The organism is Burkholderia sp. MSMB1588 (assembly GCF_001546925.1).
Taxonomy (GTDB): domain Bacteria; phylum Pseudomonadota; class Gammaproteobacteria; order Burkholderiales; family Burkholderiaceae; genus Burkholderia; species Burkholderia humptydooensis.
This window is the reverse complement of record NZ_LNJS01000001.1, coordinates 1,589,155-1,609,218: the sequence shown is the minus strand read 5'-3', so window position 1 is coordinate 1,609,218 and position 20,064 is coordinate 1,589,155. Positions and strand designations below refer to the sequence as shown.

General features: G+C 64.1%; 19 protein-coding genes and 2 tRNA genes. 14 read left to right on the top strand and 7 right to left on the bottom strand.

Features of this window, described 5'->3' with window-relative positions; genetic code table 11:
• Positions 1–26: 26 nt before the first annotated feature.
• The 4 genes from WS92_RS19135 to WS92_RS19120 all read left to right on the top strand — a co-directional run bounded on the left by WS92_RS19135 (position 27) and on the right by WS92_RS19120 (position 3,707).
• The gene (locus WS92_RS19135; protein WP_015600343.1) at positions 27–857 is read left to right on the top strand and encodes an arginyltransferase; all 831 of its coding nucleotides are present in this window, start codon (positions 27–29) and stop codon (positions 855–857) included.
• A gap of 106 nt (positions 858–963) precedes the next feature.
• A complete protein-coding gene (locus WS92_RS19130) occupies positions 964–2,001 on the top strand; it encodes a quinone-dependent dihydroorotate dehydrogenase (protein ID WP_009912565.1) in 1,038 nt (345 codons plus the stop codon).
• Positions 2,002–2,110: 109 nt separating this feature from the next.
• Entirely contained in the window at positions 2,111–2,905 is a 795-nt protein-coding gene (locus WS92_RS19125; protein ID WP_006026594.1) for a cystine ABC transporter substrate-binding protein, read from the top strand.
• 142 nt (positions 2,906–3,047) lie between these two features.
• Positions 3,048–3,707, top strand: a complete 660-nt coding sequence (locus tag WS92_RS19120; protein ID WP_015600753.1) for an amino acid ABC transporter permease — start codon at positions 3,048–3,050, stop codon at positions 3,705–3,707.
• Positions 3,708–3,772: 65 nt separating this feature from the next.
• On the opposite strand, the gene WS92_RS19115 is transcribed toward WS92_RS19120, so the two are convergent.
• The 6 genes from WS92_RS19115 to rnr all read right to left on the bottom strand — a co-directional run bounded on the left by WS92_RS19115 (position 3,773) and on the right by rnr (position 11,105).
• Positions 3,773–4,756 carry a Gfo/Idh/MocA family protein gene (locus tag WS92_RS19115; protein ID WP_009912567.1) on the bottom strand — a complete coding sequence of 328 codons (984 nt, stop codon included), beginning with the start codon at positions 4,754–4,756 and terminating at the stop codon, positions 3,773–3,775.
• 102 nt (positions 4,757–4,858) lie between these two features.
• Entirely contained in the window at positions 4,859–5,572 is a 714-nt protein-coding gene (locus WS92_RS19110; protein ID WP_009912568.1) for a FadR/GntR family transcriptional regulator, read from the bottom strand.
• A gap of 339 nt (positions 5,573–5,911) precedes the next feature.
• Entirely contained in the window at positions 5,912–6,607 is a 696-nt protein-coding gene (rpiA, locus tag WS92_RS19105; RefSeq protein ID WP_015602053.1) for a ribose-5-phosphate isomerase RpiA, read from the bottom strand.
• A 159-nt stretch (positions 6,608–6,766) separates the two neighbouring features.
• Positions 6,767–7,666, bottom strand: a complete 900-nt coding sequence (locus WS92_RS19100) for an N-acetylmuramoyl-L-alanine amidase (RefSeq protein WP_059934221.1) — start codon at positions 7,664–7,666, stop codon at positions 6,767–6,769.
• A 126-nt stretch (positions 7,667–7,792) separates the two neighbouring features.
• Complete coding sequence (gene rlmB / locus WS92_RS19095; RefSeq protein WP_006026588.1) at positions 7,793–8,536, bottom strand: 23S rRNA (guanosine(2251)-2'-O)-methyltransferase RlmB; 744 nt, start codon at positions 8,534–8,536, stop codon at positions 7,793–7,795.
• Positions 8,537–8,669: 133 nt separating this feature from the next.
• Positions 8,670–11,105 carry a ribonuclease R gene (gene rnr / locus WS92_RS19090; RefSeq protein WP_059934407.1) on the bottom strand — a complete coding sequence of 812 codons (2,436 nt, stop codon included), beginning with the start codon at positions 11,103–11,105 and terminating at the stop codon, positions 8,670–8,672.
• 269 nt (positions 11,106–11,374) lie between these two features.
• Here rnr and WS92_RS19085 point away from each other — a divergent pair, with 269 nt between their 5' ends.
• The 9 genes from WS92_RS19085 to WS92_RS19045 all read left to right on the top strand — a co-directional run bounded on the left by WS92_RS19085 (position 11,375) and on the right by WS92_RS19045 (position 18,752).
• A complete protein-coding gene (locus WS92_RS19085; protein WP_059930687.1) occupies positions 11,375–12,490 on the top strand; it encodes an ISAs1 family transposase in 1,116 nt (371 codons plus the stop codon).
• Between the two features lie 140 nt (positions 12,491–12,630).
• Positions 12,631–13,746, top strand: a complete 1,116-nt coding sequence (locus WS92_RS19080; protein WP_059930687.1) for an ISAs1 family transposase — start codon at positions 12,631–12,633, stop codon at positions 13,744–13,746.
• A gap of 95 nt (positions 13,747–13,841) precedes the next feature.
• A tRNA-Leu gene (locus WS92_RS19075) sits at positions 13,842–13,928 on the top strand.
• A gap of 156 nt (positions 13,929–14,084) precedes the next feature.
• Positions 14,085–14,171 (top strand) — tRNA-Leu (locus tag WS92_RS19070).
• A 175-nt stretch (positions 14,172–14,346) separates the two neighbouring features.
• Positions 14,347–15,480: a tyrosine-type recombinase/integrase gene (locus tag WS92_RS19065; protein WP_059932445.1), complete on the top strand. Its 1,134-nt coding sequence runs from the start codon at positions 14,347–14,349 to the stop codon at positions 15,478–15,480.
• 89 nt (positions 15,481–15,569) lie between these two features.
• The gene (locus tag WS92_RS19060; RefSeq protein ID WP_059930687.1) at positions 15,570–16,685 is read left to right on the top strand and encodes an ISAs1 family transposase; all 1,116 of its coding nucleotides are present in this window, start codon (positions 15,570–15,572) and stop codon (positions 16,683–16,685) included.
• 686 nt (positions 16,686–17,371) lie between these two features.
• A complete protein-coding gene (locus WS92_RS19055; protein ID WP_059934176.1) occupies positions 17,372–17,785 on the top strand; it encodes a PAAR domain-containing protein in 414 nt (137 codons plus the stop codon).
• A 3-nt stretch (positions 17,786–17,788) separates the two neighbouring features.
• The gene (locus tag WS92_RS19050) at positions 17,789–18,292 is read left to right on the top strand and encodes a DUF4123 domain-containing protein (protein WP_059934174.1); all 504 of its coding nucleotides are present in this window, start codon (positions 17,789–17,791) and stop codon (positions 18,290–18,292) included.
• A complete protein-coding gene (locus WS92_RS19045; RefSeq protein ID WP_059934172.1) occupies positions 18,285–18,752 on the top strand; it encodes a hypothetical protein in 468 nt (155 codons plus the stop codon). The genes WS92_RS19050 and WS92_RS19045 overlap by 8 nt, the downstream gene beginning before the upstream one ends.
• A 52-nt stretch (positions 18,753–18,804) precedes the next feature.
• Here WS92_RS19045 and WS92_RS37230 read toward each other — a convergent pair whose 3' ends face one another.
• Entirely contained in the window at positions 18,805–19,302 is a 498-nt protein-coding gene (locus WS92_RS37230; protein ID WP_082743954.1) for an RHS repeat domain-containing protein, read from the bottom strand.
• A gap of 251 nt (positions 19,303–19,553) precedes the next feature.
• On the opposite strand from WS92_RS37230, the gene WS92_RS36705 reads away from it, so the two are divergent.
• On the top strand, positions 19,554–20,054 hold the full coding sequence (locus tag WS92_RS36705; RefSeq protein WP_059934168.1) for a hypothetical protein: 501 nt from the start codon (positions 19,554–19,556) through the stop codon (positions 20,052–20,054).
• The last annotated feature ends 10 nt before the right edge of the window (positions 20,055–20,064 follow it).

Below are 20,064 nucleotides of genomic sequence, written 5' to 3'. Positions count from 1 at the left end.
AAACATCAATACATCGAGAGCTGCCCATGACTCATCCCACTGAGCTGCCGCTTTCACCGCTTTCGGCGTTGCAATTCTATGCAACGGCCCCCTACCCGTGCAGTTATCTGGACGGGCGCATTGCGCGCTCGCAAGTCGCGACGCCGAGCCATCTGATCAATTCCGACATCTACACCGAGCTCGTGAAGGCGGGCTTTCGCCGCTCCGGCGTGTTCACGTACCGCCCGTACTGCGACGGCTGCCGCGCGTGCGTGCCGGTGCGCGTGCCCGTCGACGCATTCGCGCCGAACCGCGCGCAGCGGCGCGCATGGAAGCGCCACCGCGCGCTCGTCGCGACGGTGTCGCCGCTCCACTACGACGAAGAGCACTACGCGCTCTACATGCGCTATCAATCGGCGCGCCACGCGGGCGGCGGCATGGACCGCGACAGCCGCGATCAATACGAACAATTCCTGCTGCAGAGCCGGATCAACTCGCGGCTCGTCGAATTCCGCGATCTCGATCCGGCCGAGGACGGCGCGAGCGCGCTGCGAATGGTCAGCATGATCGACATCCTCGGCGACGGCCTGTCGTCCGTCTACACGTTCTTCGATCCGGACGAGCCGCACGCGAGCTACGGCACCTACAACATCCTCTGGCAGATCGAGCAGGCGAAGAGCCTGCGCCTGCCATACGTCTATCTCGGCTACTGGATCCGCGAAAGCCCGAAGATGGCTTACAAGGCGAACTTCCATCCGCTCGAAGGGCTCATCGACGGCCGCTGGAAAGTGCTCGACCCGACGCTCGCCGTTCTGCCGCCCGTCGACGCCGCCTTCGCGCGCGCGCCGTTGCCGGGCGGCCATTCGGGCACGCGCTGAAAGCCGCGCGGCCGCATCCGCCGCCGCGCCGCCCGACGAAGGCGCGCCGGCGCTTCTCGGCTAAAATGACGGGTTGTCAATTTTTCGGCTGCCGCCGCCCCTTTTCGTGTTCAGCTCCCTCTATCCGCTTGCCCGCGCGTCCCTCTTCAAGATGGATGCGGAAGATGCTCATCATCTGACCCTGCGCATGCTCGGCGCCGCGGGCCGCACCGGTCTCGCGTGCGCACTGTCGCCTCGCGTGCCCGACGCGCCGCGCACCGTGATGGGGCTCACGTTCCGCAATCCGGTCGGGCTCGCGGCCGGCCTCGACAAGGACGGCGCGGCGATCGACGGCTTCGCCGCGCTCGGCTTCGGCTTCATCGAGGTCGGCACGGTCACGCCGCGCGCGCAGCCCGGCAACCCGCGCCCGCGGATGTTCCGGCTGCCCGAGGCCGGCGCGATCATCAACCGGATGGGCTTCAACAACAGCGGCGTCGACCAGTTCGTGAAGAACGTGCAGGCGGCGCGCTACCGCGGGGTGCTCGGCCTGAACATCGGCAAGAACGCCGACACGCCGATCGAGCGCGCGGCCGACGATTATCTGTACTGCCTCGAGCGCGTCTACCCGTTCGCGAGCTACGTGACGATCAACATCTCGTCGCCGAACACGAAGAATCTGCGCCAGCTTCAAGGCGCGGGCGAGCTGGACGCGCTGCTTGCCGCGCTGAAGCACAAGCAGCAGCGCCTCGCCGATCTGCACGGCAAGCTCGTGCCGCTCGCGCTGAAGATCGCGCCCGATCTCGACGACGAGCAGGTGAAGGAAATCGCCGCGACGCTGCTTCGCCACGACATCGAGGGCGTGATCGCAACCAACACCACGCTGTCGCGCGACGCGGTGAAGGGCCTGCCGCACGCCGACGAAGCAGGCGGGCTGTCCGGGCGGCCCGTGTTCGACGCGTCGAACGCGGTGATCCGCAAGCTGCGCGCGGAGCTCGGCGACGCCGTGCCGATCATCGGCGTGGGCGGCATCTTCTCGGGCGATGACGCGCGTGCGAAACTCGCGGCGGGCGCGTCGCTCGTCCAGTTGTACACGGGCTTCATCTATCGCGGTCCGGCGCTCGTCGCCGAATGCGTGAAGGCGATCGCTCTCGGGCAAACGCGGTGATATAGAAATAAACAAACAATATTTAGATATCGATTGTTATTTCGCTATCATCGGGCGATCGATTTCAAGGCCTCGTCGAAGGCCCTCTCCCAGGCAAGGAAACAACACGATGAAAATTGCGTCGCTGAAGAAGCTTCTGGTCGCCGGCCTGATCGGCGCGTCGTTCGTCGCCGCCACCGCGCACGCGGCGGATCTGCTCGACGAAGTCAAGCAACGCGGCACGCTGCGGATCGGCCTCGAAGGCACGTTCCCGCCGTTCAACTCGAAGAACCCGCAAGGCGAGCTCGTCGGCTTCGACGTCGACATCGCGAAGGCGGTCGCCGCGAAGCTCGGCGTGAAGCCCGAATTCGTCACGACCGAATGGAGCGGCATCATCGCGGGCCTGCAGGCGGGCAAGTTCGACGTGATCGTCAACCAGGTCGGCATCACCGACCAGCGCAAGCAGACGCTCGACTTCTCGCCGGCGTACACGTTCTCGTCCGCGCAGCTCATCCAGCGCAAGGACGACACGCGCCAGTTCACATCGCTCGAGGACCTGAAGGGCAAGAAGCTCGGCGTCGCGCTCGGCACGAACTACATGGACATGGCGAAATCGGTGCCCGGCGTCGACGTGAAGACGTATCCGGGCGCGCCCGAATACCTGCGCGACCTCGCGGCGGGCCGGCTCGACGCGGCGCTCAACGATCGCCTGATGCTCGCGTACCTGACGAAGAACTCGCAGTTGCCGCTGCGCCCGGGCGCGAACGTCGGCTCGGCGAACCCGTCCGGCATTCCGTTCAAGAAGGGCAATCCGAAGTTCGCGAAGGCGATCGCCGACGCGATGACGCAACTCGAGGCCGACGGCACGTTCACGAAGATCTCCGACAAGTGGTTCGGCATCGACGTGACGAAGCCCGTCAAGTGAGCGTGTAATTCGTAGCCTCGCCGCCTCATCCGGCGGCGAACGAGGGCGGCATTCGCAACGGTGCCGCCCTTTGCATTGCGCGCCCGGTTTATGATTGCGCTTTCATGATTGCGCTTTCGCTCACGCCTCGTCTCCGCTTCACATGCCGATCACTTCCCTCCTCGCCCAATCGCTCCCGGTTCTGCTCCAGGGCGCGCTGCTGACCGTCAAGTTCGCCGTGCTGTCGATGCTGTTCGGGCTCGTCGGCGCCGTCGTGCTCGCGCTGATGGGCATCGGCCGCAACCGGGCGCTGGCCGGCCTCGCGCGCGCGTACGTGAGCGTGATGCGCGGCACGCCGCTCCTCGTGCAGATCTTCGTCGTCTATTACGGACTGCCAAGCCTCGGCGTGTCGCTCGATCCGACGCCCGCCGGCGTGATCGCGCTGTCCGCGAACGTCGCCGCTTACATGTCCGAAAGCATGCGCGGCGCGATCAACGGGATCGACAAGGGGCAGTGGCTCGCCGCGTACAGCCTCGGGCTGTCGTGGCGGCAGACGCTGCACTATGTGATCGGCCCGCAGGCGCTGCGGATCGCCGTGCCGAGCCTGTCGAACAGCCTCATCAGCCTGATCAAGGACACGTCGCTCGTGTCGGTGATCACCGTCACCGAGCTGCTGCGCAGCGCGCAGGAAATCATCGCGTCGACCTATCAGCCGCTGCCGCTCTATCTCGCCGCGGCGGGCGTCTACTGGGTGCTGTGCCAGATCCTCGAATGGGTGCAGCGCTGGTACGAGCAGCGGCTCACGCTGCCGAGCCGGCATTGAGCGGGATCGCGCATTGCTCGGCGCGGCGGGCGGCGGCACACGCCACGCGCTAAGCGCAGCGCCCATCAATCCATCGGATAGCGCACGCCGAGCGCCGCACGCGCAGCGTCCGTCATCGCGATCATCCGCCGCGAATGATCGTGCGTCATCACCGGGCTTTCGAGCTCGCCCGCACGCAGCAGATCGCAGAAGTGCGCGATCTCGTAATTGAGGCCGCCGCCGTCGAACGGCTCGTCGAGCTCGACGATGCGGCCATCCGCGTAGCGGATCGTCGCGCGCGCCGGATTCCACCAGTTCTCGTGAATCGTCACATAGCCGCCCGCCGCCGCGAGCAGCGCGTCGCCGCGCCCCATCACGTCGAGCCCGCAGAACAGTTGCGACACGCCGCGCTCGTGCCGCGCGTTGACGCTCGCGAACACGTCGACGCCCGTCGCGCCGACGCGGCCCAGCGTCTGCACGTCGAGCGGCGCGCCGAGCCAGTCGACCGCAAGAAACATCTCGTAGATGCCGATGTCGAGCAGCGCGCCGCCCGCCTGCTCGAAACGGTAGACAGGATGATCGGCCGGCACCGTCGACGACGCGCAGCCCGCGCGCACGAGCGCGACCTCGCCGATCGGATCGCGTTCGAGATGCGCGCGCAGCTTCCGGTATAGCGGATAGAACGGCGGCTTCATCGCCTCCATGAACAGGCGCTTGCCCGCGTGCGCGGCGGCGAGCACCGCCTCGAGCTCGCGCGCGTTGACGGTCGCGGGCTTTTCGCAGAGCACCGCCTTGCCGGCCGCGAACGCCGCGAGCGCGTAATGCGCGTGGCTGTCGTTCAGCGTCGCGATGTAGACGGCATCGATGTCGGACGCGAGGAGCGCGTCGACGCTATCGCACGGCGCGCCGCCATGCGCCGCGCAGAACGCGGCGGCCGCATCGGCGCGACGCGCCCAGATGCGCGACAGCTCGGCGCCGCGCACGTGCGCGAGGCTCTGGGCGAACCGGCGCGCGATGCTGCCCGCGCCGACGATGCCGAAGCGAATCGGCGTCGGTTGATAATCGGTCATCGAATCCATTCCGTGTCGCTGAGAGAGTCCGGCGTCGGGCTCGCGGCCCGGCCGGCCGTCATGATAAACGGCCGGCCAGCGGCGTGCGACACGGCGCAGCGCTCAATTGCGTTCGGGCACGTCGACCGCGAAGTCGCGCATCTCCTCCGCCGTGTAGTCGATCAGCTCGAGCGCGGCCGCTTCCGCGTCGCGCGCGTCGCGCCGCTCGATCGCGTCGACGACGCGCCCGTGCGACTTGAGCGCGAGCGCGCGAATGTCGTTGCGCTGGCTCATCCGCGGATTCACGACACGCAGCGCGCCGCGGATGATCGCCGCCATTTGCTGGAAGAACTGATTGCCGCTCGCATGCACGATCCGCGTATGCAGCAGCTCATCCGCCTCGTCGTAGGCCGGCGTTCCCGGCTCGGCCAGTTTGAACAGCTCGTATGCCTCCCTGATCCCGGCAATTTCCGCCGCCGTTGCGCGACTCGCCGCCTGCGCGGTCGCACGCGGCTCGATCAGCGTCCGGAATTCGATCACGTCGCGGATGAACTGCCGATCGGGCTTCGCCCGGAAACGCCAGTTCACGACATCTTCGTCGATCATCCTCCAGTGGCTCATCGGCCGCACGCGCGTGCCGACCTTCGGACGCACGTCCAGCATGTCGCGCGCAAGCAACATCGAGAGCGCTTCACGCATCACGGTGCGGCTGACGTCGAACTCTTTCGACAGCACGTCCTGCGGCGGCAGCACGCCGCCATACTTGTCCTCGACAATTCCCGTGACAAGCCCATCCATCACTTTACTGACCAGTGACCGGTCCTTTCCCTGCTCCATGAGACCTCTCCCCGAACATCACCTGTGTTGGCACAATGCCCTCGCAGTCTCGCCGGCCCTCTGTATCGAAATGACACGACTATCAGCCTTTGTTCTTATGAACGATACGTTGCTGAGTTCGTCGCAATTCCGCTATCTGGTAAACACCTGACAGGGTAATCCCTCTTACTATATCCAGAAAAAACAGCCCTAAAAAAATAGGTCCAGCAAGCTTGTTGCAAGCTTGCTGGACCTCGGATCGAACGGTACGCGAAAGCGTCGGCAATCCACTTTTTTTTATGATTGGATTTAACCGACTTTATTGCTTTAGCGCATCGAATTCATTCTTGAATGATTTATTTAACGCGTCGCATAACGGAGCGTCTCTACGCCATGCTCGGTGCCGAGCAGGCAGAGATCCGCGCCGCGTTGCGCGAACAGGCCGACCGTCACGACGCCGGGCCAGCCGTTGACCGTCGCTTCCAGCGCGCGCGGATCGTCGATCCGCAGGCCCTTCACGTCGAGGATCTCGTTGCCGTTGTCGGTGACGTACGGCGCGCCGTCCTGCTTCACGCGCAGCACGGGCACGCCGCCCAGCGCGGCGAGCCGGCGGCCGATCGCGGTGCGCGCCATCGGCACGACCTCGACGGGCAGCGGGAACTGGCCGAGCACCGCGACGCGCTTGCTCGCGTCCGCGATGCAGACGAACGTTTCGGCGACCGAAGCGACGATCTTCTCGCGCGTGAGCGCGCCGCCGCCGCCCTTGATCATCGCGCCGCTTTCGTCGATCTCGTCGGCGCCGTCGACATACACCTGCAGCGATTCGATCTCGTTCAGATCGAACACCTTGATGCCGTGCGACTTCAGACGCTCGGTCGTCACCACCGAACTCGACACCGCGCCGCGATAGCGGTCCTTGACGGCCGCGAGCGCGTCGATGAAGCAGTTGGCGGTCGAGCCCGTGCCGACGCCGATCACCGCGCCTTGCGGCACGTTGTCGGTCACGTATCGGGCAGCGGCCTCGCCGACGAGGCGTTTGAGTTCGTCTTGTGTCATGAGAAGCGTCAAGCAATCGAAGTACGGAAAACGCAAGTTTACCGGAGTCGCTCCGTCCGACGGATATTTTCGTTGCGGCGGCGGCGCCGCCGCTGCCGTTGTTCAGATTGAGAATCGTTCAGCCGCACCGCCGTTCGACTTTCCGAGCGCCCGATGCGCTCACTGCGCGGCCACGCCGCTCGCCACATCGACCGCCGCCGCGTCGCGCTCGGGCGCCGGCTGCGACGGCATGTACTTGTCGAGCAGCGCTTGCGCGATCGCGTCGGTTTCCGCATCCGGATTGCCCGCGTAATCCGTCGGCCGGAAATGCATCTGGAACGCGGCGAACACGCGCTGCGTGCGGTCGTCGAGCACGCCGTCCGTCGCGATGTCATAGCCGTAGCGCGCGAGCTTCAACTGCAGTTCGCGCACGTCGACGAGCGACTTCGGCGGACGGCCGGCGAGGCGCGCGGCCACCGTCTCGTCGTCCGGCCACGCGCCGACGCCCGCCTTCGCGAGCGCGCGCCACGGGAACAGCGGGCCTGGATCGATCTTGCGCTGCGGCGCAATGTCGCTGTGGCCGACGACGCGCGTCGGCGGAATCTGGTAGCGGGTGACGATATCCTTCGCAAGCCGAACGATCGCGTCGACCTGCGCGGGCGGATACGGCGCCCACATGCGGCCGTGCGGCGTATCGATCGGGCCGCGGTTCACGTTCTCGATGCCGATCGACACACCGTTCAGCTCGGTCGTGCCCTGCCACGCGCTCACGCCCGCGTGCCACGCGCGCTCGCTTTCCGGCACGAGCTGATAGACGACGGGCGCGCCCCGCTCGGTGCGTGGCGCGTCGGGCACGACGTAATGGGCGCTGACGTTTTCCTGCGTCAGCACGCGCAGCGACTGCGCCTCGCCGATCTCGGTGTAGTGCATGACGAGGAAGCGGATGCGCGAATCGACACTGCGCGCGGGAAGGCTCGTGTCGGCGTAGTAGTCGCCGTGATTGACGAGCGTGGGCGTCGTACAGGCAGTGGCGAGCACGCTGAGGCTCGCGAGAAGCGTATGACGCAGAGAAAATTTCATGATGACGGCGGCTCGGTGAATCGACGGTCGCCGGGACGGGCGTCCCGGCACGAGCGCTTCATTCTAGACGCTTCGTCGACCCCATTCCTGCGCGTTTCGTGTCTCCTTTGCGAAAGCGGCGCGCGCTCACTGCTTCGCGCGCCGCTGGCGCACCGCTTCGTACAGGCACACGCCGCTCGCGACCGACACGTTCAGGCTCTCGACGCTCCCCGCCATCGGAATGAACATCACTTCGTCGCACGTGTCGCGCGTCAGGCGCCGCATGCCCTCGCCTTCCGCGCCCATCACGAGCGCGACGGGGCCGTCGAGCTTCGTGTCGTACAGGCTCGCCGTCGCGTCGTCCGACGTGCCGATCACCCACACGCCCGCGTCCTTCAGCTCGCGCAGCGCCCGCGCGAGATTCGTCACCGTGATGTACGGCACCGTGTCGGCCGCGCCGCTCGCGACCTTCGCCGCGGTCGCATTCAGGCCGGCCGCGCGGTCGCGCGGCGCGATGATCGCGTGCGCGCCCGCCGCGTCGGCCACGCGCAGGCATGCGCCGAGGTTGTGCGGATCGGTCACGCCGTCGAGCACGAGCAACAGCGCGGGCCCTTCGATCCCGTCGAGCAGCTCGGCAAGGTTCTGCGCGAGCGGCAGATCCTCGACGCGCGCGACGACACCCTGATGGCGCTCGGTATGCGCGAGCCCCCAGAGCCGCGTCTCGTCGGCGGCGATGAGGCGCACGCCCGCTTCCTTCGCCGCATGCAGGAAATCCTGCATCCGGCGATCGCGGCGCGTCGAATCGTAGAACACCTCCGCGACCGTCGACGCATCGTGCCGCATGCGCGCGGTCACAGCATGAAAACCGTAGAGAACCTTCAGACGTGACATGGCTGGAACAACCTTCGATCAAAACGCCCGGTGCGCGCACCGCGCGCACCGCATGGAAAACAGAAAGCGCCGCGCGCCCTTGCGGGTGCACGGCGTTTCGATCGGCGTCGCCGCATGCCGGCGACGCGCTCGATCAGTACTTCTTGCGCGAATGCGCCTTCTTCGCGGCCGGCTTCGATGCGGCGCCCTTCTTGCGGGCGGCCCGCGCTTCCTTCACCGCCGCGCTCGGCGCGCTCGCGGCCTTCTTGCGCCGCGCAGGCCCTTCGGCGGGCGGCAGCGCACGCACGCGCGGCCCGCCCGATTCGGCCGCGGCCGCCGACGCCGCCGGACGCGGCGCCTTCACGGGCGTCTCGCGCACGAGGCGGAAATCGATCTTGCGCGCGTCGAGATCGACGCGGCTCACCTGCACGCGCACGCGATCGGACAACCGGTAGCGGATGCCCGTGCGCTCGCCGCGCAACTCGTTCTTGACCTCGTCGTACTGGAAGTAGTCGGCGCCGAGCTCTGTCACGTGCACGAGGCCTTCGATGAAGAGCGCATCGAGCTGCACGAAGATGCCGAACGACGTGACGCCGTTCACCATCCCGCCGTATTCCTCGCCGAGCTTGTCGCGCATGAAATAGCACTTGAGCCACGCCTCGACGTCGCGCGACGCTTCATCCGCGCGCCGCTCGTTCGCCGAGCAGTGAAGCCCGAGCTCCTCCCAGATCGCCGCGTTCGACCGCGGGCGTCCGCGCGCCTCGTCTTCCTCGCGCTGCATCGCGCGCGCGCGCGGCGACAGCGCGGTGTTCAGCTCGACGCCTTCCGGCGACTTCGGCGTGTACTTCCTGCCGGACAGGATCGCGTAGATCGCGCGATGCGTGAGCAGATCGGGATAGCGGCGGATCGGGCTCGTGAAGTGCGCATACGCGTCGTACGCGAGGCCGAAGTGACCGATGTTTTCCGGGCTGTAGACCGCCTGCTGCATCGAGCGCAGCAGCATCGGCTGCAGCATCTGCGCGTCGGGCCGGTCGCGGATGTGCGCCATCAGCGCCGCGTAGTCGCTCGCATGCGGCGTGTCGCCGCCGCCCAGCGTGAGCCCCATGTCGCGCAGGAACGCGCGCAGGTTCTCGAGCTTCTCGGGCGTCGGGCCCGCGTGCACGCGGTAGAGGCCCGGATGCTTGTTGCGCTTGAGGAAATCGGCCGCGCACACGTTCGCGGCAAGCATGCATTCCTCGATCAGCCGATGCGCGTCGTTGCGCTGGCGCGGCAGGATCTGCTCGATCTTGCCTTGCGTATTGCAGACGATGTACGTCTCGGTCGTATCGAAATCGATCGCGCCGCGCTTCTGCCGCGCGGCGAAGAGCGCCTTGTAGACGCCGTACAGGTTCTGCAGGTGCGGCATCAGCTCGGCGCGGCGCGCGGCCTCCGGCCCCTTCGTGTTCGCGAGCACCGCGGCCACTTCGGTATACGTGAGCCGCGCGGCCGAATGGATCACGGCCGGATAGAACTGGTATGCCTTGATGTCGCCGCGCGCGTTGATGATCATGTCGCACGCGAGCACGCAGCGGTCGACCTGCGGATTCAGCGAGCAGAGCCCGTTCGACAGCTTCTCCGGCAGCATCGGAATCACGCGGCGCGGGAAATAGACCGACGTGCTGCGCTCGACCGCGTCGACGTCGAGCGGGCTGCCAGGCTGCACGTAGTGCGACACGTCCGCGATCGCGACGATGAGCCGGAAGCCCTCGCCGCGGCCGACCGCGACGGGCTCGCAGTACACGGCGTCGTCGAAGTCGCGCGCGTCCTCGCCGTCGATCGTGACGAGCGGCACGTCGCGCAGGTCGACGCGATAGCGCAGATCCGCGGGCCGCACCTTGTCCGGCAGCGCCGTGGCCTCGCCGAGCGCCGCCGCGCCGAATTCGTGCGGCACGCCGTACTTGCGCACCGCGATCTCGATCTCCATGCCGGGATCGTCGATGTCGCCGAGCACCTCGGCGACGCGGCCGAGCGGCTGCGAATGACGGCTCGGGAAATCGGTAAGCTCGACGACGACGACCTGCCCGACCTTCGCCTTCTTCACGTTCTGCGTGACGAGGATGTCGTGGCTGATCCGCTTGTCCTCGGGCGCGACGATGAGCGCGCCGTTCTCGTTCAGCAGACGCCCGATCACGCGCTTGTTCGCGCGCTCGGTCACCTCGACGACGTGCCCTTCCGGCCGCCCGCGCCGGTCATAGCCGACGATCCGCGCGAGCACGCGATCGTTGTGCATGACCTTCTGCATTTCGGCGTTCGGCAGGAACAGGTCGTCCTGGCCATCGTCGCGGATCACGAAGCCGTAGCCGTCGCGATGGCCTTGCACGCGGCCCGCGACGAAGTTGGACGGATGCGTCAACTGATAATGGCCGCGCTTGTCGAGACGGATCTGGCCGTCGCGCTCCATCGCGGCGACGCGACGGAAAAATCCTTCGCGCTCCTGACGCTTGATCGACAGCGCTTCGGCGATGTCGTTCGCGGCAAGCGGCGTGTCGCTCGTGCGCAGCACGCCGAGAATCTCTTCGCGGCTCGGGATGGGATACGGATACTTGCTCAAGGGCTTGTCGATGATTTTTCTCGTTGCGTTTGGCTTGCGCGACCGCGGCAAGCGGAGCCGAACGGGCGCGCCGCTCATGCCGCCCCATTCTAACACCCGCCGCTGCGGCGAACGGACCGCGCGCCGCGTATTGCGCCGCATGCGCCGCGATACGCGCGGCCGATCAGGGCTTCCGCATGAAGGCCCCCATGAATCAAGGCTGAGAGCGGAAAAGGTTGTTGTAAACATTTGGCGTCTCAGGTTTACTCTCGATTTTTGCCGGACGAGAGATGCCAACGATCATGGACGCGTTTGCCGAACTGCGAGACCCGCGCTGCCGCGCCTGCCGTTATCCGCTGGAGGAAGTCCTGTTTGCGGCGCTGTGCGCGGTGCTGTGCGGCGTGGAGGACTGGGAAACGATGACACTGTGGGGCCGCACGCAGCTTGCTTGGCTGCGTAGCCATCTGGCGTATGAGAACGGCGTGCCGTCGCCCGATACGTTCCGGCGGGTATTCGGCGCGCTCAGTGCGAAAGCGTTTGAGCGCTGCTTCATCGACTGGGTCGGGCAACTGTGTCCGGCGCTGGCTGGCCAGCATGTGGCGATTGACGGCAAGGCGGTGCGCGGCAACCGTAGCGGCACGCATGCGGCGCTGCATTTGGTGTCGGCATGGTGCTCGAACAACGGCTTGAGCCTCGGGCAAGTGAGCACGGCCGATAAGAGCAATGAGATCACGGCGATCCCGGAATTGCTGGCCGCGCTCGATTTGCAGGGCGCGACGATAACGATCGACGCGATCGGCACGCAGCACGAGATCGCACGCACGATCGTGGAGGCCGGGGCCGACTACGTTCTGGCGGTCAAGGACAATCAGCCGCGACTGGCCGAAGGCGTGCGCCAGTGGTTTGCGGCTGCCCAGGACGGCAAGCTCGAAAGCTCGTACTGGGAGCACACCGAACATGACAAAGGCCACGGGCGGCTGGAGACCCGGGTTTGCCGGGTCAGCGATGATGTGGCGTGGCTGAGCGGGACAGGACAGCACTGGGCGGGTCTCCAGCGGCTGGTGATGCTTGAGCGCACACGCCAGATTGGCGAGAAAGTGACGACCGAGCGCTGTTACTACATCAGCTCGAAAGCGGTGAAAGCAACTGAGATGGCTCCGATCATCCGTGCTCATTGGGGCATCGAAAACCAACTGCACTGGGTCCTCGATGTCTCGTGGGGCGAGGATGCCAGCCTGATCCGCGACACCCTGGCCGCCCGCAACATGGCCAGTCTGCGCAAGATCACACTCAATCTCGCCCGGCTGGCTCAGAGTCGGCAGCCCAAGAAGGTGAGCCTGAAGAACATCCGTAACCTCGCCGCATGGGATACCGCTATGCGTGACTCCATCCTCGGCCTTGCCTGACATGCCTCTTCATGCGGAAGCCCTGGGCGGCCGATCAGGGCTTCCGCATGAAGGCCCCCATGAATCAAGGCTGAGAGCGGAAAAGGTTGTTGTAAACATTTGGCGTCTCAGGTTTACTCTCGATTTTTGCCGGACGAGAGATGCCAACGATCATGGACGCGTTTGCCGAACTGCGAGACCCGCGCTGCCGCGCCTGCCGTTATCCGCTGGAGGAAGTCCTGTTTGCGGCGCTGTGCGCGGTGCTGTGCGGCGTGGAGGACTGGGAAACGATGACACTGTGGGGCCGCACGCAGCTTGCTTGGCTGCGTAGCCATCTGGCGTATGAGAACGGCGTGCCGTCGCCCGATACGTTCCGGCGGGTATTCGGCGCGCTCAGTGCGAAAGCGTTTGAGCGCTGCTTCATCGACTGGGTCGGGCAACTGTGTCCGGCGCTGGCTGGCCAGCATGTGGCGATTGACGGCAAGGCGGTGCGCGGCAACCGTAGCGGCACGCATGCGGCGCTGCATTTGGTGTCGGCATGGTGCTCGAACAACGGCTTGAGCCTCGGGCAAGTGAGCACGGCCGATAAGAGCAATGAGATCACGGCGATCCCGGAATTGCTGGCCGCGCTCGATTTGCAGGGCGCGACGATAACGATCGACGCGATCGGCACGCAGCACGAGATCGCACGCACGATCGTGGAGGCCGGGGCCGACTACGTTCTGGCGGTCAAGGACAATCAGCCGCGACTGGCCGAAGGCGTGCGCCAGTGGTTTGCGGCTGCCCAGGACGGCAAGCTCGAAAGCTCGTACTGGGAGCACACCGAACATGACAAAGGCCACGGGCGGCTGGAGACCCGGGTTTGCCGGGTCAGCGATGATGTGGCGTGGCTGAGCGGGACAGGACAGCACTGGGCGGGTCTCCAGCGGCTGGTGATGCTTGAGCGCACACGCCAGATTGGCGAGAAAGTGACGACCGAGCGCTGTTACTACATCAGCTCGAAAGCGGTGAAAGCAACTGAGATGGCTCCGATCATCCGTGCTCATTGGGGCATCGAAAACCAACTGCACTGGGTCCTCGATGTCTCGTGGGGCGAGGATGCCAGCCTGATCCGCGACACCCTGGCCGCCCGCAACATGGCCAGTCTGCGCAAGATCACACTCAATCTCGCCCGGCTGGCTCAGAGTCGGCAGCCCAAGAAGGTGAGCCTGAAGAACATCCGTAACCTCGCCGCATGGGATACCGCTATGCGTGACTCCATCCTCGGCCTTGCCTGACATGCCTCTTCATGCGGAAGCCCTGGGCGGCCGATGAGGAAGTGTTGACAGGATCGTTCGGCCATCTATAATAGCGATCTTTGCAGCACACACCTGCCCAGGTGGCGAAATTGGTAGACGCACTAGGTTCAGGTCCTAGCGGTGGCAACACTGTGGAGGTTCGAGTCCTCTCTTGGGCACCAGATTCAAAAGCCAGCGCAAGCTGGCTTTTTTCTTTTATGTGTGAGGCGACATGCGTCCCGTGAACACCGTCTTCAAGAAATTTTGGTCTCTCCCTAAATTTCTGTTGACAGATTTCATAAGACGTCTAAAATAGCGGTCTTGCTCGATGCAGCAGTGCCCAGGTGGCGGAATTGGTAGACGCACTAGGTTCAGGTCCTAGCGGTGGCAACACCGTGGAGGTTCGAGTCCTCTCCTGGGCACCAACATAGGGTCCAACGCGATCCACTGAAGTCCAAAGAAACCCCGCAACCCCCCGAGTTTCCGGGGTTTTCTGTTTTCTGGCATCCACTGAGAACCACCTCTAGCCAGCCTCCAAGTAGTACATTAGCCAGTACATTGAAAGTTCGAGTTCGTTCCCAATGTACTAGGAGCGCTGGCATGCCGCTAACCGTCAAGGAAGTCGACGCTGCAAAGCCGTCGACCAGAGAGTACACACTCAAGGATCGCGACGGCCTGTTCCTCTTCGTTGCCCAGACCGGCATCAAGAGTTGGCACTTCCGCTACAGCTTCGCCAAGAAGCAGCGACGCATTTCGTTCGGTACGTATCCTGATATATCACTGCAACGCGCACGCGAACTTACCGGAGCAGCACGAACACAAGTTGCAAACGGCATCGACCCTTCCGTACAGCGACCACGTGATGGCAGTAACCGCGCAGCGGACGACGACACATTCAGCACTGCAGCCGAGCGCTGGTTTAAGGGCAAACAGGACGCGGGACGCTCCACCTCCACACTCGACAAAATGCGCACCTATCTCGACAAGGACATCCTGCCAGAACTGGGTAAAAAACGAGTGCCCGACATTACGCGCGCGGACTGCGTACGCGTTCAAGAGCGCTTCGAGAGACGAGACGCGCTCAACGTCGCCAAGAAGGCTCGTGGTTGGTTGCGCGAAATTTTCAGTCAAGCCATCGCCCGTGGGCAGTGCGAGTACAACCCTGCATCGGAATTGAAAGTCATCGCCAAGGAAGCGCCCAAAGCCAAGCCCTATCCTCATCTACTGGAACCCGAGCTGCCCAATTTCTTGAAAGCGCTCGACCTATCCACTAGCCGGGTGGTCGCCCGCGTTGCAGCGTGGATGACGATCTTGACCGCGAGTCGTCCCGGTATGGTTCGTTACGCCGAATGGACTGAGCTTGATCTCGACGGAGGTCTTTGGACCATCAATGCCGCCAAGATGAAGATGCGCCACGCCCATGTCGCGCCCCTTCCCAAACAATTGATCAAGGCTCTCAAAGAGCTTCAGAGGGTCACAGGCCGTCATCGCTACCTGTTCCCCGGCATCGGTACCAAAAACGAGATCATCAGCGAAAACACTATCAACCTCGTTTTTTCAAAAATCGGGTACAAGGGCCGCATGGTCGGGCATGGAGCGCGGCATACCGCAAGCACGCTGCTGCGAGAACACGGCTGGAACCGCGACCACGTAGAAACGCAACTTTCCCACCTCGAGGGCGGCGTGGCCGGCGATTACAACCATGCCATGTATCTGCCCAGGGCTTCCGCATGAAGGCTCCCATGAATCAAGGCTGAGAGCGGAAAAGGTTGTTGTAAACATTTGGCGTCTCAGGTTTACTCTCGATTTTTGCCGGACGAGAGATGCCAACGATCATGGACGCGTTTGCCGAACTGCGAGACCCGCGCTGCCGCGCCTGCCGTTATCCGCTGGAGGAAGTCCTGTTTGCGGCGCTGTGCGCGGTGCTGTGCGGCGTGGAGGACTGGGAAACGATGACACTGTGGGGCCGCACGCAGCTTGCTTGGCTGCGTAGCCATCTGGCGTATGAGAACGGCGTGCCGTCGCCCGATACGTTCCGGCGGGTATTCGGCGCGCTCAGTGCGAAAGCGTTTGAGCGCTGCTTCATCGACTGGGTCGGGCAACTGTGTCCGGCGCTGGCTGGCCAGCATGTGGCGATTGACGGCAAGGCGGTGCGCGGCAACCGTAGCGGCACGCATGCGGCGCTGCATTTGGTGTCGGCATGGTGCTCGAACAACGGCTTGAGCCTCGGGCAAGTGAGCACGGCCGATAAGAGCAATGAGATCACGGCGATCCCGGAATTGCTGGCCGCGCTCGATTTGCAGGGCGCGACGATAACGATCGACGCGATCGGCACGCAGCACGAGATCGCACGCACGATCGTGGAGGCCGGGGCCGACTACGTTCTGGCGGTCAAGGACAATCAGCCGCGACTGGCCGAAGGCGTGCGCCAGTGGTTTGCGGCTGCCCAGGACGGCAAGCTCGAAAGCTCGTACTGGGAGCACACCGAACATGACAAAGGCCACGGGCGGCTGGAGACCCGGGTTTGCCGGGTCAGCGATGATGTGGCGTGGCTGAGCGGGACAGGACAGCACTGGGCGGGTCTCCAGCGGCTGGTGATGCTTGAGCGCACACGCCAGATTGGCGAGAAAGTGACGACCGAGCGCTGTTACTACATCAGCTCGAAAGCGGTGAAAGCAACTGAGATGGCTCCGATCATCCGTGCTCATTGGGGCATCGAAAACCAACTGCACTGGGTCCTCGATGTCTCGTGGGGCGAGGATGCCAGCCTGATCCGCGACACCCTGGCCGCCCGCAACATGGCCAGTCTGCGCAAGATCACACTCAATCTCGCCCGGCTGGCTCAGAGTCGGCAGCCCAAGAAGGTGAGCCTGAAGAACATCCGTAACCTCGCCGCATGGGATACCGCTATGCGTGACTCCATCCTCGGCCTTGCCTGACATGCCTCTTCATGCGGAAGCCCTGTGTATCTGCCGCAGCGCAAGGCAATGATGCAATGGTACGCTGATTACTTAGATACTCTAAAAGATGGCCCGCTATCTGCAAACTCAGCGGCAATATTCGCGAAACGGGTTAATGTCTACGTTCGCTACCACGGTAAGCCCAGTGCTACCAAATAGTGGATTTGACCCAAGGACGTTTGGGTCGGATGCATTGGCAACTCACTCCGCTCACGCGAAAAGTCACACCATCAATCCGGGGCCCTGCCACTGACTCATCGCGCCGCCAAGCGCCGAGCCATCTTCAACGCTACGAGGGTTCTACGTCGAAGTGGATTGTTTTCAGCCGCTCGGCCCCGACATGTACGCATGGCAGAGTGACGATCGACAGCCCCATTGCTCTTGTGACCTCTCTTTTCTATGCGTTAGGGACATAAAGTGCATGCGCGACGGTACGCTCACCTGACGACGGAGCATTTGACGTCAATATCCGATTGGCAAGACTCGCGATGAGATTTCGCAGATAGCGGCACACCGAAGCGAGAGTGATTCGCGCGAGCGCGATCAGTCCCCTATTGCGCGCAACCTATTCTGTCGCAACCCTCGACCTGTCAATTCAGACAGGTAGTGCAATCATTTTTGTTGTGGCAAGTTTCATTATTTGTCTAATGATTTGTGGGGGTTAATTGGCAAAGCGGGCCATCATCCGTAAGGGCGATACCACGTCGCACGGCGGCACTGTGCTTGAGGGAACGGAAAACGCCACCATCGACGGCCGAGAAATCGCCGGCGTCGGACACAAGGTCACGTGTCCGCTCTGCAAGGGCGTCTTTACTATTTCGCCGGACCTGCTAGGTCGGCGCTTCCCACACCGAATTCACCACCGCGATACGGCTGTCGAAGGGATGCGAACGACCTGCGGCGCGGTGCTCATCGCCTCGCAGTTCAACTCCACGATCGACGACATCGGCGAGGCTGATCCAGGCCAAGGTATCGGCACCGCGGCCGCTGTCTTGCCGCTCGCTCCGAGCCCCACACTGTGTCTCGAATGCCTGAAGGCTGCGGCCGAAAGCGGCGCAACGACTGTGATGCGAGAGTAAGCCGTGCAGCTCTCAACGATCGAAAACTATCTCGCGCAGCGCCAAGCTCAAACCTCGATACCCGTGCGGCTCTATGCGCTCATCGATGCGCTCCTGTACACACGCGTGCCGAACGCGGCTCCGCTGGAGCGCTCAGCCGCTACCGCTGCCCTATTCGATGGCACGCCCGACGCCTCGCTGGCTGATGCCGGCCCGTGGTTAATCGACATCGACCAGGCCTCGATCACCATGCATCGCATATTGCATGAGCTGGCCGGTGGTGCGGATGGCGTGTCGTGGCTCGTCAGTGCGTACCCGTTCCCGTCGCTCGCCCAGGAATTGCGCGAGCGGCTGAACGTGCGGATGCCCGACGGCCGCACGGCGCTGCTGCGCTTCTACGATGCGCGCCTCATCGGCGACATCGCCAGATTGCTGTCGTTCTCGCAGCGTGCGGAGTTTTTCGTATCCACCTTCGACTGGCTGATCGAGATCAACGGCGCGCTAACCAGGGTGCATCCGCATGCTTGAACTGACGATCGAACAAGTTGCTGCACTCGCCGAGATCGATGCCAAAGGCTTCGTTGCGCGTGTGTGCGAGGATCTGGTCGGAGACGATGCAAAGCTCGCCGATGACCCCACCCTCACCAACCGATTGTGGCATGCATTCACTGCTGCGCGCGCGGTCGGCATCCACGACGATGACAACCTCGTCGCGTTCCTGCGCGTCGAGGCCTATGCACCCAGCTTCTATGAGAAGCCGGCGACGCGCACCTGGCTCACACGGCCCGGCCACTCGGCCGACGAACGGTTTCACGACTATCTGCGCGTGATGCGCAGGCGAATTGAACACCCTGAGTTTGTGGGAGGATTAACGTATGGCGGGATTGCTCGCGCCGGTAGTGGAAGCAGCGGTCACGGAGCTTGGGCCAGTCTTGGCACGCACTGGCGCCGCCTTGTTGGGCGGAGCAGCGACAGCGGGAACAGCTAGTCTGTCGGGCGACACGACGAAGGATGGCAGCAAGGCAACGCCTGCCGTCCGTTCAGTGCCACGAACCGGCGAGAGCTGCAAGAAATGCCCGCCCGAGGAATCTGGACGCGCTATGCGCGCCAATCACTCCATGTCCCCGCGCTCCCGCGAGTATCAGGGACGCATCACGGGCCGCCCTTATAGCGTAGCGGAGGAGTGGAGCGAAGAATGGAAATGTACCGGCGTCGCCTTGCGTCGGCGTGAACGCAAAGATCGCCAATTGCCCGGCAGAAAGCGGTGCACTAATCGAGCCTACGTACCCCAAGGCATCGTAGCCGTACTGAGTCGTGGTGCCGCTGCTTTGGGTGACCGCGACAACGCGACCATTGGCGTCGTACACATAGCGCGTGGATTGCGCATGCACAATGCCCCCTGCCAGCAGCATGAGGCAGAGCAGTCCGACGAGACTTGCACGAAACCCTCGATCGAGCCGGCTTCGAAGACGCTCCCTTACGCTCGATCCCTCCAGGCCACCTTCCACCCACTGCCCGCCCTTATCCAGCGACTCCATTGCACAGTCCTTTCCGCCGCTCCTTGGGAAACGGCCAGCCTGATCTCAACGCATAAACCCCTGAACCCAGACACCCCACCACGACGTGAACGAGGTGTGAAACTACCCGCTGATCGCACCAGAAACCCTGTGAAGAGTTTGTGAAGAAGCTCTCAGTAGGCAGACGTCCCTTCGTTGTGGTGTGATGATGCGGCTCCGCGGCGGGCTCAGCCTATCGACGCGCTTCACATTCACTGCATCACGAGGGGACCATGTACCGCTTAGGACGTCTGACGCTCGCCGTCACGCTGGGAGCACTGCTCGCCGCTTGCAACCATCCCGCCACGCCCGCCGCGTCCAACACCTCAACGGCAGTCAACGGCCCCGCTAAACCGGCCTCCACCGCTGACGAAAACACCTGGGGCAACTACCTCGCCGAGCAGGGCAAGCTGCACGGCAAGGACGTCGGCATGCGCCCGTACATCTACGTGATTCCCGCGGGTGACAGCGTCGCGGCAAATGCCCGTCGCCAAAACGAAACCGATTCGGTCGTGCATAGCATCGGGCCGATCCTCATGCCCGGCGGCATGCTGATCGTCGGTGGTCCCGATCCCAAGCAGACCACGGCCTTCCTCGGTGACGTCGCGAAGCAGGTGAAACCCGGTGCGCTGAAGGGCATCGTGGTGATGGTGGTCAGTGACGGCTCCGAACGGGCCACGGTGGCGAACACGTTAAGAGCAAGCGGCGCGACCGTGCGCTTTGTGACCATGTGATGCGGGACAT